General features: G+C 59.5%; 15 protein-coding genes, 1 pseudogene and 1 riboswitch. Of the genes and pseudogenes, 7 read left to right on the top strand and 9 right to left on the bottom strand.

Going from position 1 to position 16,005, the window contains the following annotated elements:
* Window positions 1-53 precede the first annotated feature (53 nt).
* Both KGB18_RS20410 and KGB18_RS20405 read left to right on the top strand, forming a co-directional pair.
* Window positions 54-605, top strand: a complete 552-nt coding sequence (locus KGB18_RS20410; RefSeq protein ID WP_008007496.1) for a cytochrome b — start codon at window positions 54-56, stop codon at window positions 603-605.
* A 32-nt stretch (window positions 606-637) separates the two neighbouring features.
* The gene (locus KGB18_RS20405; RefSeq protein ID WP_123719661.1) at window positions 638-1,231 is read left to right on the top strand and encodes a YceI family protein; all 594 of its coding nucleotides are present in this window, start codon (window positions 638-640) and stop codon (window positions 1,229-1,231) included.
* A 248-nt stretch (window positions 1,232-1,479) separates the two neighbouring features.
* On the opposite strand, the gene KGB18_RS20400 is transcribed toward KGB18_RS20405, so the two are convergent.
* From KGB18_RS20400 to ahcY, 4 genes are all read right to left on the bottom strand, one after another.
* Complete coding sequence (locus KGB18_RS20400) at window positions 1,480-3,345, bottom strand: DEAD/DEAH box helicase (RefSeq protein ID WP_201061760.1); 1,866 nt, start codon at window positions 3,343-3,345, stop codon at window positions 1,480-1,482.
* A 222-nt stretch (window positions 3,346-3,567) separates the two neighbouring features.
* A complete protein-coding gene (locus tag KGB18_RS20395) occupies window positions 3,568-4,383 on the bottom strand; it encodes a substrate-binding periplasmic protein (protein WP_123719659.1) in 816 nt (271 codons plus the stop codon).
* Window positions 4,384-4,561: 178 nt separating this feature from the next.
* A complete protein-coding gene (gene metF / locus KGB18_RS20390; protein WP_123719658.1) occupies window positions 4,562-5,407 on the bottom strand; it encodes a methylenetetrahydrofolate reductase [NAD(P)H] in 846 nt (281 codons plus the stop codon).
* Window positions 5,408-5,535: 128 nt separating this feature from the next.
* The gene (gene ahcY / locus KGB18_RS20385; protein WP_007898042.1) at window positions 5,536-6,945 is read right to left on the bottom strand and encodes an adenosylhomocysteinase; all 1,410 of its coding nucleotides are present in this window, start codon (window positions 6,943-6,945) and stop codon (window positions 5,536-5,538) included.
* Between the two features lie 23 nt (window positions 6,946-6,968).
* Window positions 6,969-7,067, bottom strand: a riboswitch (S-adenosyl-L-homocysteine riboswitch).
* Window positions 7,068-7,265: 198 nt separating this feature from the next.
* Here ahcY and KGB18_RS20380 point away from each other — a divergent pair.
* On the top strand, window positions 7,266-7,670 hold the full coding sequence (locus KGB18_RS20380) for an acyl-CoA thioesterase (RefSeq protein WP_038981033.1): 405 nt from the start codon (window positions 7,266-7,268) through the stop codon (window positions 7,668-7,670).
* A 225-nt stretch (window positions 7,671-7,895) separates the two neighbouring features.
* Window positions 7,896-8,780: a formate/nitrite transporter family protein gene (locus KGB18_RS20375; RefSeq protein ID WP_123719657.1), complete on the top strand. Its 885-nt coding sequence runs from the start codon at window positions 7,896-7,898 to the stop codon at window positions 8,778-8,780.
* Between the two features lie 115 nt (window positions 8,781-8,895).
* Here the strand turns inward: KGB18_RS20375 and KGB18_RS20370 are convergent.
* A pseudogene (locus KGB18_RS20370) lies at window positions 8,896-9,027 on the bottom strand (MFS transporter); the annotation flags it as partial.
* A 162-nt stretch (window positions 9,028-9,189) separates the two neighbouring features.
* Here KGB18_RS20370 and KGB18_RS20365 point away from each other — a divergent pair.
* Both KGB18_RS20365 and KGB18_RS20360 read left to right on the top strand, forming a co-directional pair.
* On the top strand, window positions 9,190-10,023 hold the full coding sequence (locus KGB18_RS20365) for an EamA family transporter (RefSeq protein WP_123719656.1): 834 nt from the start codon (window positions 9,190-9,192) through the stop codon (window positions 10,021-10,023).
* A 49-nt stretch (window positions 10,024-10,072) separates the two neighbouring features.
* A complete protein-coding gene (locus KGB18_RS20360) occupies window positions 10,073-10,459 on the top strand; it encodes an MAPEG family protein (protein ID WP_223570378.1) in 387 nt (128 codons plus the stop codon).
* A gap of 116 nt (window positions 10,460-10,575) precedes the next feature.
* Here the strand turns inward: KGB18_RS20360 and KGB18_RS20355 are convergent, their stop codons facing one another.
* On the bottom strand, window positions 10,576-11,748 hold the full coding sequence (locus KGB18_RS20355; RefSeq protein WP_123719654.1) for a murein transglycosylase A: 1,173 nt from the start codon (window positions 11,746-11,748) through the stop codon (window positions 10,576-10,578).
* Between the two features lie 128 nt (window positions 11,749-11,876).
* On the opposite strand from KGB18_RS20355, the gene KGB18_RS20350 reads away from it, so the two are divergent.
* Window positions 11,877-12,326: a c-type cytochrome gene (locus tag KGB18_RS20350; RefSeq protein ID WP_123719653.1), complete on the top strand. Its 450-nt coding sequence runs from the start codon at window positions 11,877-11,879 to the stop codon at window positions 12,324-12,326.
* Between the two features lie 65 nt (window positions 12,327-12,391).
* Here the strand turns inward: KGB18_RS20350 and KGB18_RS20345 are convergent, their stop codons facing one another.
* The 3 genes from KGB18_RS20345 to metK form a co-directional block, all read right to left on the bottom strand.
* A complete protein-coding gene (locus KGB18_RS20345) occupies window positions 12,392-12,787 on the bottom strand; it encodes a DUF1090 domain-containing protein (RefSeq protein WP_007894925.1) in 396 nt (131 codons plus the stop codon).
* 90 nt (window positions 12,788-12,877) lie between these two features.
* Window positions 12,878-14,557: an NAD-dependent DNA ligase LigB gene (gene ligB, locus KGB18_RS20340; protein WP_223570377.1), complete on the bottom strand. Its 1,680-nt coding sequence runs from the start codon at window positions 14,555-14,557 to the stop codon at window positions 12,878-12,880.
* A gap of 241 nt (window positions 14,558-14,798) precedes the next feature.
* A complete protein-coding gene (gene metK / locus KGB18_RS20335) occupies window positions 14,799-15,989 on the bottom strand; it encodes a methionine adenosyltransferase (protein WP_123719651.1) in 1,191 nt (396 codons plus the stop codon).
* Window positions 15,990-16,005 lie beyond the last annotated feature (16 nt).

Genomic DNA, 16,005 nt, shown 5'->3' with positions numbered 1-16,005 from the left:
AAGTCGATAGATAACTCGATAGTCTTGGGCGCAGTTCTTACAGGATTTGGGCAATGCAGCTACGTAACTCTTCTTCCCGCTACGGTTGGGTCAGCATCTTCGTGCACTGGGGTGTGGCGCTCGCGGTCTTCGGCCTGTTCGCATTGGGGCTGTGGATGGTCGGTCTCGACTACTACAGCTCCTGGCGTAAAGATGCGCCGGATCTGCACAAGAGCATTGGCCTGGTGTTGTTCGCAGTCATGTTGCTGCGGGTGTTGTGGCGCTTCATCAGCCCGCCTCCACCGCCCCTGCAAAGTTATAGCCGCATGACGCGTCTTGGCGCCGTGTTCGGCCATGCGTTCCTCTATCTCGGGCTGTTCGCTGTGATGATTGCCGGTTACCTGATTTCCACCGCAGACGGTGTCGGGATCCCGGTGTTTGGCCTGTTTGAAGTTCCTGCACTGGTTTCCGGACTACCGGACCAGGCAGATACCGCTGGTGTGATCCATTTGTACCTGGCCTGGGCGCTGGTAATTTTTTCCGGCCTCCATGCGTTGGCAGCATTGAAACACCACTTTATTGATCGTGATGCGACCCTGACGCGAATGTTGGGACGCAAAGCCTGATGTTCAACCTCGACTCCAAAGGAATAGAAAGCATGTTGAAAAAGACGCTCGCCGCTCTGGCAATCGGTTCTGCTCTGCTGTCGGCTAACGTGATGGCGGCCGATTACGTTGTCGACAAAGAAGGCCAGCACGCCTTCGTTGATTTCAAGATCAGCCACTTGGGTTACAGCTACATCACCGGTACCTTCAAGGACATCGACGGCAAGTTCAGCTTCGACGCCGCCAAGCCTGAAGACAGCAAGATCGAGTTCAATGTGCGCACCGCCAGCGTGTTCACTAACCACGCCGAACGTGACAAGCACATCGCCAGCGGTGACTTCCTGAACGTGGGCAAATTCGCCGACGCCAAGTTCGTTTCCACCAGCGTCAAATCCACCGGCAAAAACGCCGCTGGCAAAGACACTGCCGACGTAACCGGTAACCTGACTCTGGCTGGTGTTACCAAGCCAATCGTGGTTAAAGCCACCTTCCTGGGTGAAGGCAAGGATCCATGGGGCGGCTACCGTGCCGGCTTCGAAGGCACCACCAGCATCAAGCGTTCCGATTTCGGCAAACAGAAAGACCTGGGCCCACAGTCTGACGCGGTCGAGCTGTACATTACGTTTGAAGGTGTGAAAGCGAAGTGAATTTCGCTGCTTGAACAAAAACGCCCCTGATCTCGCGATCCGGGGCGTTTTTTTTGTTTCTGATGGGGTCGGGCCGATCAACACATAACCCTGTAGGAGCCAGGCTTGCGGGCGAAGGGGGGCGACTCGGTTTTTGCTGTGTGGCGGATGACGCCTTCGCGGGCAGCCTCGCTCCTACGGGCTTTTGTTCAGGCATAAAAAATGCCCCGGATCTTGCGATCCGGGGCATTTTTCATATCAGCGATAAATCAGCGATTGCGGGTCAGCAAGGCTGGTTTTTCGCCGCGCGGACGGCCTGGGAGTTGATCAAGTTGCTCAGGTGTCGGGAAGCGATCGCTTTTCGACTCCTTGTGAATGATCTTCGGTGCCGGGCCGCGCGGGTTCTGCACGGCCGGTTCCGAACGAGGCTGCTCGTCACGGGCCGGGCGGCGGTTGCGGGACTCTTCGCGACGGGCCTGGCCGTCACGTGGAGCACCGTTGCGTGGACCGCTGCGCTTGGCCGGTGGGGTGCCAGTGGTTGCGCCGCTGCTGCTGCGCGGACCGTTCTGGCGACCTTGTGGCTGACCGGTGCGCGGAGCACTGGCGCCTGCGCCTTGTGCCGGAGCGCCCGGACGGCGACCACGGCCCTGAGCAGGTTTGGCTTGAGGCACGTAGTCGACGCGGTTGCCGAAGTTATCGACATCGTCGTCCAGGAACTCGTCCGGAGCACGGTCAGCGGCGGCGCGAGGTGCCGGGCGCTGTTGCTCACGGGCCGGGGTGCCTTCGCGAGGCTTGTGTTCACGGGCAGGGCGATCGCCACGGCCAGTGGCAGCAGTTTTTTCCTTGCCGCCCTTGTCCTTGCCTTTGTCTTTACGACCGCCACCACCACCGCTGCCGTTCGGACCGTCGCCGCGCGGGCCACGTGGATTGCGCGGGTTACGCACATCCGGACGCTCGCGGACTTCAGGTTTCTCGGCTTCCACGGCGCTGGAATCGAAGCCCATCAGGTTGCCGTCGGCAATCTTCTGCTTGGTCATGCGCTCGATGCTTTTCAGCAGCTTTTCTTCGTCCGGAGCAACCAGCGAGATCGCCTCGCCCGAACGACCGGCACGGCCAGTACGGCCGATACGGTGCACGTAATCTTCGTCGACGTTCGGCAGTTCGAAGTTGACCACGTGGGGCAACTGGTCGATGTCCAGGCCGCGAGCGGCGATATCGGTGGCGACCAGGATGCGCACTTCACCGGCCTTGAAGTCGGCCAGGGCTTTGGTGCGGGCGTTCTGGCTCTTGTTACCGTGGATGGCGACGGCGGTGAGGCCGTGTTTGTCCAGGTACTCGGCCAAACGGTTGGCGCCGTGCTTGGTGCGGGTGAACACCAGCACCTGTTCCCAGGCGCCGGCGGTGATCAGGTGCGCGAGCAACGAACGCTTGTGGCTGGCGGCCAGGCGGAATACGCGTTGTTCGATCCGCTCGACCGTGGTGTTCGGCGGAGTGACTTCGATGCGTTCCGGGTTGTGCAGCAGCTTGCCGGCAAGGTCGGTGATGTCTTTGGAGAACGTCGCCGAGAACAGCAGGTTCTGGCGTTTGCTCGGCAGACGGGCGAGGACCTTTTTCACGTCATGGACAAAGCCCATGTCGAGCATGCGGTCGGCTTCGTCCAGCACGAGGATTTCCACGTGGGACAGATCAACGCTGCCTTGGCCGGCGAGGTCGAGCAGGCGACCTGGGCAGGCTACCAGCACGTCGACACCGCGGGACATGGCCTGAACCTGTGGGTTCATGCCGACGCCGCCGAAGATGCAGGCGCTGACGAACTTCAGGTCACGGGCATAGACCTTGAAGCTTTCGTGCACCTGGGCCGCGAGTTCGCGGGTTGGGGTCAGGACCAGTACGCGCGGTTGGCGCGGGCCGTGACGCTGGGATTTGTCCGGGTGACCGTTGGGAAACAACCGTTCCAGAATCGGAAGGGCGAAGCCGCCGGTTTTACCAGTACCTGTCTGTGCCGCAACCATCAGGTCGCGACCTTGCAACACGGCGGGAATGGCCCGCTGTTGCACCGGAGTAGGCTCGGTATAGCCCGCTGCCTCGATGGCGCGGACTAAAGCCTCGGAGAGACCGAGGGAAGCAAAGGACATGAGTAATCCTGTTTTAGTTAGGGCTTGGCCCAATGGGAGTCTTGCCTGGCGCGAATCGCGTTTAAGAGGACGCAATCCCGTCCGGTCCTGCTGGGCCTCGAAGGCTCGTCTGGAGCGCTCGCGCGGGCTGAAAAGCTGCGCTGTAGCGGGATCGAGATGCCTTGAACAAGTCCGAGCGTCCGGGCGTGAGCCTGGCGGGAAGGCCGGAGTATAACAGAGCAATCACTGCGCGCCGCTTTCCTGCTGCTCAACGGTTTTTCCGCCGGTTGCGGTGGCGCTGGTGGCCCGTGCTTCGTGGGCCGGGCCGGCGCCATAGCGGGCGCTCAGTTCAGCGTAGGCCGGCTCGCGCTTGAAGCGTTTGAGCTCGGCACCGAAACGCTGCACCAACAAATCCATCCCGGCATTGCGGCGTACCGCCAGAAACTGGCTTTGCTGGCTGATGACGGTCGGGTTCTCGGTGATCTTGTCGCGGATATTCAGTTGATCGAGCAAATGCTGGCCAACCCGGCGATCAGTGATCAGCAGGTCGATGCGACCGCGCACCAGTTTGCCGAAGTTGGCTTCATGGGTGGGTGCCGGCTCTTGGGTGAATAGCGTCGATTCGCTGAAGTCCTTGCTGTACAGGTAGCCCGGCGAGGTGCCGATGGTCAGGCCTTTCAGATCGTCCAGCGTGCGAAACGGATACGGTCGCTCGTTGGCATAGAACATTACGAATTCGACTTGCGAGAGCGGTTCGCTGGGGTAGAGCAGGGTCGCGTCGCGTTCATCACTATGGAAAATATCCAGCACGCCATCCGCCTGGCCTTGCTCTAGCATCGACAGGCAGCGTTTCCATGGCAGGAACTGCCATTCCACGTCGATCCCGAGGCGTTTGAAGACAATGGCGGTGGTTTCGTAGTCGAGCCCCAGAGACTTGCCGTTTTCCTCGTACACGTAAGGTGCCCAGGGTTCGGTGACAATACGCAACTTCTCGCCCCGAGCGGTGAAGCTCAGGCAAGTGAACAGAAGCACGGTCAGTAACTGAGCGATCAGGGGCATGGCTTGAGATTACGACGAGAAATCATAAAGAGCCAGAAACCGGATCCAGAATATGACTGCACAATAAAGGGGCGCCGGAAAGCAAAAGATCGCAGCCTTCGGCAGCTCCTACAGGGGAATACGTACCTCTGTAGGAGCTGCCGAAGGCTGCGATCTTTTGATCTTGCTTTAACGACGATTAACGCGGCAACTTCAGGTTATTCCACACCGCCAGACTCGGCTCAGCCTGGTTCAGCGTGTAGAAATGCAGCCCTGGAGCGCCACCCTGCAGCAGGCGTTCGCACATCTCGGTGATGACTTGCTCACCAAAGCCTTGAATGCTTTGGGTGTCGTCGCCGTAGGCTTCCAGTTGCTTGCGGATCCAGCGAGGGATTTCCGCACCGCAAGCGTCGGAAAAACGTGCGAGCTTGCTGTAGTTGGTGATCGGCATGATCCCCGGCACGATCGGGATGTTCACACCCTTCGCCCGTACACGCTCGACGAAATAGAAGTAGCTGTCGGCGTTGAAGAAGTACTGGGTGATCGCACTGTTGGCGCCGGCGTTAGCCTTGCGCACGAAGTTGTTGAGATCGTCTTCAAAGTTGCGCGCTTGCGGATGCATCTCCGGGTAGGCGGCGACTTCGATGTGGAAATGATCGCCGGTTTCTTCACGAATGAATTCAACCAGGTCATTGGCGTGACGCATCTCGCCGCTGGCCATGCCCATGCCCGAGGGCAGGTCACCGCGAAGCGCAACGATACGCTTGATGCCGGCTGCCTTGTACTGGCTCAGCAGGCCGCGCAGGTCGTCCTTGCTGTCGCCCACGCAAGACAAATGCGGTGCGGCAGGGACTTTGACTTCGCTTTCAAGCTGCAGCACGGTGTTGAGGGTGCGATCACGGGTCGAACCACCAGCGCCGTAGGTGCAGGAGAAAAAATCAGGGTTGAAGGTCGCCAGATGACGGGCAGTGGCGATCAGTTTTTCATGCCCAGCATCGGTCTTCGTAGGGAAGAACTCGAAGCTGTAGCGACGGTCTTGGGACATGGTCATATCCTTGGAAACACGTAAGCCGGACGCTGGCCCCCCGTAGGACTGCCGCAGGCTGCGATCTTTTAAGATCAAAAGATCGCAGGCTTCGCCAGCTCCTACAGAGAGCGGTCAGTCAGCGCCAATCAGTAGCGGTAAGCGTGCGGCTTGAACGGGCCTTCGACGGTCACGCCGATGTAGTCAGCCTGTTGCTTGGTCAGTTGAGTGACCACGCCACCGAAACCGCGGACCATTTCCAGGGCCACTTCTTCGTCGAGTTTCTTCGGCAGTACTTCAACGGTCAGGCGCTCGGCTTTCTGGGCTGGCGACAGGTCGGCGTACTTCTGGCCGAACAGGAAGATCTGTGCCAGAACCTGGTTGGCGAACGAACCGTCCATGATGCGGCTTGGGTGGCCAGTGGCGTTGCCCAGGTTAACCAGACGGCCTTCGGCCAGCAGGATCAGGTAGTCGTCGTTCTGAGCGTCGAAAGCGCCCGGGCCGGTGCGGTGAACCTTGTGAACCTGTGGCTTCACTTCTTCCCATGCCCAGTTCTTGCGCATGAAAGCGGTGTCGATTTCGTTGTCGAAGTGACCGATGTTGCAGACAACAGCGCGCTTCTTCAGGGCTTTGAGCATGTTTGCGTCGCAAACATTGACGTTGCCGGTGGTGGTCACGATCAGGTCGATCTTGCCCAGCAGTGCTTTGTCGATGCTCGCTTCGGTACCGTTGTTGATACCGTCGATGAACGGCGAAACCAGTTCGAAACCGTCCATGCAAGCTTGCATGGCGCAGATCGGGTCGACTTCGGAGACTTTAACGATCATGCCTTCCTGACGCAGGGACTGGGCCGAGCCCTTGCCCACGTCACCGTAACCGATGACCAGCGCTTGCTTGCCGGACAGCAGGTGGTCGGTACCGCGCTTGATCGCGTCGTTCAGGCTGTGACGGCAGCCGTACTTGTTGTCGTTCTTGCTCTTGGTCACCGAGTCGTTGACGTTGATGGCCGGGATTTTCAGCTCGCCCTTGGCCAGCATGTCCAGCAAACGGTGAACGCCGGTGGTGGTTTCTTCGGTGACGCCGTGGACGCGGTCCAGGATCGCCGGGTATTTCTTGTGCAGCAGCTCGGTCAGGTCGCCGCCGTCGTCGAGGATCATGTTGGCATCCCAAGGCGCGCCATCTTTCAGGATGGTTTGCTCCAGGCACCACTCGTACTCTTCTTCAGTTTCGCCTTTCCAGGCGAATACCGGGATACCGGCAGCAGCGATAGCGGCAGCGGCCTGGTCTTGAGTCGAGAAAATGTTGCAGGACGACCAGCGTACTTCGGCACCCAGGGCAACCAGGGTTTCGATCAGCACGGCAGTCTGAATGGTCATGTGGATGCAGCCGAGGATCTTCGCGCCTTTGAGCGGCTGCTCGGCGGAATATTTGCGGCGCAGCCCCATCAGGGCTGGCATTTCGGATTCGGCGATGATGGTTTCGCGACGGCCCCAGGCAGCCAGGGACATGTCGGCGACTTTGTAATCGTTAAAATCTACAGGCGTGATAACAGCGCTCATGATGAGCCTCCATTCGTAATGTATGCGAATGGGCGCCGTTGTGCGTTTAGTGTCTGGCCGTGGCCAGTCAACGCCCCATCCGAGCCTGACAGGTCGAACCTGCTGCAGCGCCCCTCGGACAGGTGGCGGGAAAACGGTAGCAAGTGAACATTACCGTTTTGAAACGGGGGCGATTATAGCGGGCTATGCTGATCTTCCAAAGCCTTTCTGTTGGTCAATGTCCGAACGGTAATCGAGGCCATAGTCGATGCTTGATAGAGCTCTAGTCCGGGCTCTGCCATGATGGCCAGCATCAATCGGCAAGACGGTCAGGAGTGAGCATGAATTTCCACACCCGCAAATGGGTAAAACCCGAAGACCTCAACCCCAACGGCACGCTGTTCGGCGGCAGCCTGTTGCGCTGGATCGACGAAGAAGCGGCGATCTACGCCATCGTCCAGCTGGGCAATCAGCGTGTGGTCACCAAGTACATTTCCGAAATCAACTTTGTCAGTGCTTCGCGCCAGGGCGACATCATCGAACTGGGCATCACCGCCACCGAATTCGGTCGCACCTCGATCACGCTGACTTGCGAAGTGCGCAACAAGATCACCCGCAAGAGCATCCTGACGGTGGAGAAGATGGTCTTCGTGAACCTGGGCGAAGACGGCCTGCCCGCGCCGCACGGCCGGACCGAGATCAGGTACGTCAAAGACCAGTTCAAGGATGATGACATCGGCGAGTGATTGCCGCTCTGTGGCGAGGGAGCTTGCTCCCGCTCGGCTGCGAAGCAGTCGTAAGTCGACAGTGAAGTTTGTCTGAAAGAACCCGATGGCAGGTTTTAGGGCCGCTTCGCGCCCCGACGGGAGCAAGCTCCCTCGCCACAGGGTTTGCTTCGTTTCGCCGGGCAGTGAACAGCCCCGAACCCCGCGTGTCGTAATTAAACGACCCGCCACCGGTTCAGGAGCTTTATGGACACGCCCAAAGAAGGCAAGACCCCGGATCTCTCGGCGCAAGAACAGCGCGAGGTCGACAAGAACCAGCCACCGCGCGCGGCGGTGCTGCACGAAATCATTCGTACCCAAGGTGATAAGGAACTCGAGCGTAGCGTTGCGGCGCTGTGGTGGTCAGCCCTGGCTGCGGGCTTGACCATGGGCTTGTCGCTGATGGGCATGGGGCTGCTCAATTCGCGTCTGCCGGACGGCGAAGGCTTTAAGGTGATCGCCAGTTTCGGTTACTGCGCGGGTTTTCTCGCGGTGATTCTCGCCCGTCAGCAGCTATTTACCGAGAACACCCTGACTGCCGTGCTGCCGATCATGAGCAAGCCTACGCTGGGTAATTTCGGTCGGCTGTTGCGGCTGTGGTCGGTAGTGCTGGTGGGCAACCTCTGCGGCACCTTGCTGGTGGCGTACGTGATGCTGCACCTGCCGATTTTCGACACCAAGACCGATCTGGCCTTCCTCGACATCGGGCGCAAGGTCATGGAGAACGACGCCAGCAAGATGTTCGCCAAGGGCATCATCTCCGGCTGGATGATCGCCACCATGGTCTGGATGATCCCGTCCATGGAAAGCGCCAAGATGTGGATCATCATCCTCATCACCTATTTCATGGCGCTGGGAGATTTCACCCACATCGTAGTTGGATCGGTCGAGGTCTCGTATCTGGTGTTTGCCGGCGAGTTGCCGTGGAAGGATTTCTGGCTGGTGTTCGCAGGTCCCACGCTGGTGGGGAACATCATCGGTGGCAGTTTTATCTTCGCGCTGATCAGTCATGCGCAGATTCGCAGTGAAAGCGGGCCGCCGAAGAAGAGCACGGATCAAACGCCGGATCCACGCAAGCCTAAAGATGAGTGAAGTGGGGTGCACCGCGTAAGCTTCATCGCGAGCAGGCTCGCTCCCACCGGGAAATACGCTGTCCAAGTGGGAGCGAGCCTGCTCGCGATAGCGGTTTGCGCAACAATGCAGTCAATCAGCCGGACACATTGACCGTGACAGCACTGCGACGCTGCAGGTAGATGAAAAACAGTGCCGTCAGTACCGTCTACCCGCTGACCAGTGCGCCGGTCCACGGCAAGTCCGCCAGGTCCGCGCCGCTGGCTACAAACGGACATATGGCGAATCAATTCTCTGCCTCCACCCTTGTAGGAGCTGCCGCAGGCTGCGATCTTTTGATCTTTGGTGCGGCGTTGGCTGCCAGAATCAAAAGATCGCAGCCTTCGGCAGCTCCTACGAGGGAGGGTGGGGGCAAAATAAGGAGTGTGCCGTGCTTGCGACGGTTCTGGTGTTGGTGGCGGCGCTGTTGCACGCGGCGTGGAATACCCTGATCAAATTCAGCGCGGAGAGGCTGTTGGTGGTGGCCTGCATGGACAGCGTGGCGCTGCTGTTTGTCGCCCTGATGCTGCCCTTCGTGTCGCAGCCGCCACTGGAGATGTGGCCGTGGATTCTCGCATCGGCGGCATTCGAGCTGCTCTACCGCTATCTGTTGATCCAGGCCTATCGGGTCGGCGATCTCGGTCTGGTCTATCCCTTAATGCGTGGCCTGTCGCCACTGGTGGTGCTGGCACTGACGCTGATCTTCGCCGGGGAAGTGCTGACGGCTCAACAGATCTTCGGCATTTTGCTGATCCCGTTCGGCATGTTGTGCCTGCTCTGGCAGGGCGGTGGCGGGGTGCGACTGCCGTGGTCGATGCTGCCGGTGGTGGCGCTGATCGGGCTGTGCATCGGGTGCTACACCTTTATCGATGGCCAGGCCTTGCGGCGCTGGTCGCACCCGCTGGATTACCTGGTGTGGGTCACCTTGCTCAGCGCCTGGCCGTTCCCATTGCTGGCGCTGGTGCGCAAGCGCCCGGCGTTCATGCTGTTCTGGCGCGAGCAGTGGCGGTTGGGCTTGGCGGTCGGGTTTTGCGTGCTGTTCAGTTACGCTCTGGTGCTGTGGGCCATGCAGCTCGGATCTATTGCCGAAGCGGCGGCGTTGCGCGAAATCAGTGTGATTCTGGTGGTGCTGTTCGGCATGCGCTACCTGAAAGAACCTTTCGGCAGGCCTCGGCTCTTAGCCTGTGGGCTGGTGCTGATCGGCATATTGGTGATGAAGTTTTAGTCGCCCCTGATGGAATTCTATTTTCTATAACTGAAGAAGGAACTGCGTTATGACGGTTGCTCTGTGGTGCATTTTGATTGCGATCTGCTTGCCGTATCTATGCACAGGCGTCGCCAAGTTCAGCGGCGGCAAGTTCGGGCTGAAACAGAATCACGACCCGCGGGCGTTTCTGGATTCGCTCGAAGGGGTGGCCAGGCGTGCGCATTCGGCGCAGCTGAACAGCTTTGAAGTGACACCGGCGTTTGCTGCAGCGGTAATCGTCGCGCACCTGGCCGGTAATGCCGATCTGGTGACGATCAATGTGCTGGCGGTGTTGTTTATCACCAGTCGGCTGCTGTACATCATTTGCTATCTGGCGGACTGGGCGATTCTGCGGTCGCTGGTGTGGGCCATTGGCATGGGGCTGATTGGCAGTTTCTTTGTTGTGTCGGTTTGAAGGCAAGATCAAAAGATCGCAGCCTGCGGCAGCTCCTACATTGACCGCGTTTGCCGCAATATCGCGGATGAACATCGATCCCTGTTGGAGCTGGCGCAGCCTGCGATTTTTTTCTTTTAAAGTTTGTCAGCCACCTGCGGCACTTGTGGCAACGCCGCCCCTTTAGGCCATAGCATCCAGATCTGCCCCTGCTGTTTCATGTCTCCGGCCAATTGCCCGGCTGCCTCGCCCGTGCCCCAGAACAGGTCTGCGCGGACCTCGCCGGCAATCGCGCCGCCAGTATCTTGCGCGGCCACCGGGCGTACCAATGCGCTGCCGTCCGGGCGTGTGGTCGATAACCACAACAGACTGCCGAGCGGAATCACCTTGCGGTCTACCGCCGCGCTATAACCTGCGGTCAGCGGTACATTCAGCGAACCACGCGGCCCTTCGTTGCTGTCGGGGTTGCGGGTGAAGAACACGTAGCTGGGGTTGCTGCCGAGCAATTCGGGAATGCGCATCGGATTGGCCTTGGCCCAAGTGCTGATAGCGCCCATGGTGACGTCTTCTTTCTTCAGCTCACCCTGGTCCACCAGCCAGCGGCCGATGGGTCGATACGGGTGGCCGTTCTGATCGGCGTAACCGATGCGCAATTGACGACCGTCATCAAGCTGGATGCGACCCGAGCCCTGGATTTGCAGGAACTGCAGGTTCATCGGGTCGGTCAGCCAGGCAATCACCGGCGCCTTCACGCCTTTGGTTTCAATGGTTGCCGCATCGTCGTATGGCTTGAGCACGCGACCTTCGAGTCTTCCGCGCAGGCGTTTGCCTTTGAGTTCCGGATAGATACTGTCCAGAGAGACGATGATCATATCCTCGGGTACACCGTACACCGGGATGTTGGCTTCCTCGGTCTGAGTCAGGCTGCCGGGGTACACCGGTTCGTAGTAACCGGTAATCAGGCCGTTGGGGTTGTCATTGGCGGCGCGCAGGCCATAGACGTCCAGGTTCTGTTTGAGGAAACCTCGGATGTCATTGGCGGTTGGCTGCACATTGGCGGAAGCCGCACAGGTGCTACCCCAGACCGGGTCGGCCTTGAGTCGGGTGCAGGCGCTGCGCCATGAGCCGAAGCCAGCGACGAGGTCGTTGTCGGATACCGCCGGAAGCGCTTCCCAAGTGGCGCTGGAGTAGGTCGCCAGTGCGTGGGTTTTCGGTGCGCTGCTGTCTCCACCGGTGCAACCCGCAAGCACGGCCACCATCGGAAGGGTCCAGGCCAGATTGTGACGCCATGCCTTGAAACGGCTGTTCATGGAGTAATTCCTTTGTCGGTTGCCTGAGTGCTCCATGCGCTCAAACAACCCGTATTGATAATAGGGCTATTGGTCTTTGCCGGTGACGCGAGGATACTGGCCGCCGTTTCCAGTGACCTGAAGCCACCATGACTCTTAAAAGACTTTCTGTTGTATTGCTGGCCTGCCTGACCTTGTCCGCCTGCGGTGGTGTCGACCCGAACTCGCCGCTGGGTCAGCGCAAGGCGATCTTCAAGCAGATGCTCAAGACCGGCGAAGACCTGGGCGGCATGTTGCGTGGGCGTATTCCGTTTGATGGCCCGAAATTCGTCGACGGCGCGGTGAAGCTTGACGCGTTGTCCCATGAGCCGTGGAAACATTTCCCGCAGGTGCGCGAAGAGGATCACACCAGCGCCAAGGATGATGTCTGGCAGAAGCAGGCACGCTTCCAGGAAATGGCCCGCACCCTTGAAGGCGCCACCGGTGAACTGGTGATTACCAGCAAGGTTCAGCCCTACAAGGTCAGCAACCTGGGGCCGGCGGTACAGAAAGTCGAAGATGCCTGCAGTGCGTGCCATAAAGAGTTTCGGGATCATTGATTCCAGAAAAGACTGCAGGGTGGGGACTGCCAAAGGCTGCGATCTTTTGATCTTGAAAGATCTTGTTACTTATCCAGCTCATCCAGCGCTTCCTGCAATTCCTTGCGCGATTGAGCCAGTTTGTCTTTGCGCTTGTTGATCTTCTCGGCGTCGCCTTTTTTCATCGCCTTCTCGAGGTCGGCCTGACGCGTGCTGACTTCGTGCTTGGCGTCGAGCACCTTGTTTTCCCGTTCCTTCTTCAAGGAGGCGTCGGTGCAATGGGCAGTGACTTCGTTCAGGGCGGTTTCCAGGCCAGCCTGTTGATCGGCGTTGCCGCGGGACTTGGCCAGTTCGATCTGGTTGATGATGCCTTGTTTTTTGGCGGCGCAACCGGTCAGGCCCGGGGCATCTTCGTCGGCCATCAATGGAGCGGCCATCACGCTGCACAGGGTCAACACGGCGAGCGGTGAAAGAAGTTTCATAAAAGCTCCAGGTGAAAAATTCGATATAACGATGGGCTGTTTGAGCGCATCGGCACCTTTGGGTTCCCGGTTCTCAGAGCGGGCTGGCGTCTAGAAACCGTCAATCCCGGCAACACGTAATGTCTCACTCAAGGCCAGGACCTGCGGGTCGCGAAAAAATGCGCTCAATTGCGCTGCGCGCCCCGGGCCGATGCCGGCTTCTGCCTGCCATTGTTCGGTGTTTCGTTGTGCCAACGCCTGCCATGAATCGGCGAGGCGTGCCTGGCCAGTCGGCGGCAAACCCAGGGCTTTGAGCCAGTGAGCGAATGGGCGTTGACGGGCGCTGTTGAAACTGTCCAAAAGACGAGCACTGCTGCGCTCACCGAAGCCGTCAATGTTAGCAAGCTCTTGCCCATCGAGGGTCATCCAATCGAGCAGACTGTCGAGGCGTTCGGCCTTGAGCAGTTTCTCCCAAGTGCCTGATCCGACATGAGGCAATGCCAGCCCCTGTTTACCACTGAGCCAGGCCAGGCGTGCGAGGAATTGGCTTTCGCATCCGGATGTTGGCTGCCAGCAGCTTAAAGAATGAAAGTCTGCTGCCAGCGGTACATTCAATTCCGCGCGTTCAGTGCTGCGCAATACCACGCCATCGAGCCTGGGGATGGTCAGCCCCGCCAGGCTGATGGCGACCTGATCGCCGGGCCGAATGTCCAGCTCTTCCCAGCGTTGCAGGGAGCTGGCACTCACGCGTTTGATCTGTCGGTCATCAAGCATCACCGGTACCAGATCCAGCACCGGTGTGATCCGGCCGGTTCGTCCAATCTTGAAGTGGACCTTGCGCACCTCGGCCAGCGCCTGGGCAAAGGGGTATTTCCAGGCGACGCTCCAGTAGGGGGCTTTCGCCTGCCAGCGCTCGGCCGGTGGGCGTTGGCTCTGGCGCAACACGACCCCATCGCTGGCAAAGGGCAGAGGCGCGCGATACCAGTGATCGCGCCAGCGCTCGGCATCGGCAAATGCCTCGATCGGCTGACTGTAGGGCACCGTGCTCGGGAATCCCAATTCATCCAGAGCCGCCACGCGGGCTGACAGGCCTTTCGGGCCTCGCGGCCAGTCCCAGACAAACAACCCGATGCCGGCGGCTTGCTCGGTGCTCAGTGTCTTGCGCGCCATCAGCCCGGCCACCGTGGCGCGGGCATTGAGGCTGCCGGCCTGGGCTTGTACGTGTTCGCTCAGGCGCCAATAGAGTTCGCCTTGCAGCAACAAGTCCAGCGGCTGCGGAAGCTTTTGAGGGATGGCGGCGATCTGGCGCGCCGAGGCAGTCCAGTCCTGGCCGTTTACCCCGTCACCCCGACTGATTGCCTTGTGCAACCAGCCGTTGCGATAGATCAACGTTACCGCCACACCATCGACCTTGGGCTGAATCCAGACCTCTCCCCGATCTTTTAGCCAGGCTTCGACGGCGCGCCCATCGCGCAGTTTTTCCAGGCCGGTGTGGGCGATGGGGTGAGCAACCGTGCCGCCGGCCGTACGCAATGGTTCGTCGGAGGGACCTGGATCAAAACACTCGCGCCATTCGGTCAGTCGCGAGCGGGACTGATCGTAGAGTTCATCGGCGATCAGCGACTGGCCTTCGCGGTGGTAGCTGTCGTCCCAGCGATCGATTTGCAGTTGCAGGGTGATGATTTCTTCCTGCGCGCGGGCGGGCGGCCAGTCGGGGCATTCGGCGGCATTGGCGGTCAGGTAGGTGAAGGTCAGCAGGAAACAGAAAAACAGGCGTAGGTCGGGTAGCATCGAGAGCGTCCTTGCTCGGTGGGATGCTTTTAAGGCTAGTCAGTTTTCGGGTGTGGGTTGCAAGGGTGTAATTCTGCGTATTTCCAAGTGCGAAGATCAAAAGATCGCAGCCTTCGGCAGCTCCTACAGGTTTACACCATTCCCTTGTAGGAGCTGCCGAAGGCTGCGATCTTTTGATCTTTCCCATGAAAAAGCCCCGCACGGCGAACCGTGCGGGGCTTTGGGTGCCGCCGGGGAAGTCTTAAAGGCCAGCTGCGACACGCAGGTCTTCGGCGCGGTCGGTTTTTTCCCAGGTGAAAGTGGTGAACGTATCGTCGCCCACAGTCTTGGTAGCCGGAGTGCGACCGAAGTGGCCGTACGCAGCGGTTTCCTGGTACATCGGGTGCAGCAGGTCGAGCATGGTGGTGATTGCGTATGGACGCAGGTCGAACACTTCGCGAACCAGTTTGACGATCTTGTCGTCGCTGATTTTGCCGGTGCCGAAGGTGTTCAACGAAATCGACGTAGGCTGAGCAACACCAATCGCGTAGGAAACCTGAATCTCGCAACGCTCGGCCAGGCCGGCAGCGACGATGTTCTTGGCCACGTAACGACCGGCGTAAGCCGCCGAACGGTCAACCTTCGATGGATCCTTGCCGGAGAACGCGCCGCCACCGTGACGGGCCATGCCGCCGTAGCTGTCGACGATGATCTTGCGACCGGTCAGGCCGCAGTCGCCCACCGGGCCACCGATGATGAATTGGCCGGTCGGGTTGATGTGGAACTGGGTGTCTTTGGACAGCAGTTCGGCAGGCAGTACGTGCTTGACGATCAGTTCCATCACGCCTTCGCGCAGGTCTTTGTACGATACGTCAGGGTTGTGCTGGGTCGACAATACAACAGCGTCGATACCGACAACCTTGCCGCCTTCGTAACGGCAAGTCACTTGCGACTTGGCGTCCGGGCGCAGCCAAGGCAGCAGGCCGGATTTACGGGCTTCAGCCTGGCGTTGAACCAGTTGGTGCGAGAAGGTGATCGGTGCTGGCATCAGCACGTCGGTTTCGTTGCTGGCGTAGCCGAACATCAGGCCCTGGTCGCCGGCGCCCTGGTCTTCAGGCTTGGCACGGTCAACGCCCTGGTTGATGTCAGGGGACTGCTTGCCGATGATGTTCATCACGCCGCAGGTCGCACCGTCGAAGCCGACATTGGAGCTGTTGTAGCCGATGTCGAGAATCACGTTGCGGACGATGTCTTCCAGATCGACCCAGGCCGACGTGGTGACTTCACCTGCGATGATTGCCACGCCGGTTTTCACCAGAGTCTCGCACGCCACGCGGGCGAACTTGTCTTCAGCAATGATGGCGTCCAGCACCGCATCGGAAATCTGGTCGGCGATTTTGTCCGGATGCCCTTCAGACACGGACTCGGAGGTGAAGAGGGAGTATTCGCTCATCTCGATTTTTTCCTGA

It is taken from the genome of Pseudomonas sp. BF-R-26, assembly GCF_019947395.1.
GTDB classification, from domain to species: Bacteria; Pseudomonadota; Gammaproteobacteria; order Pseudomonadales; family Pseudomonadaceae; genus Aquipseudomonas; species Aquipseudomonas farris.
Note: the sequence above shows the minus strand (reverse complement) of the source record. Positions and strands in the feature narration are given on the sequence as shown.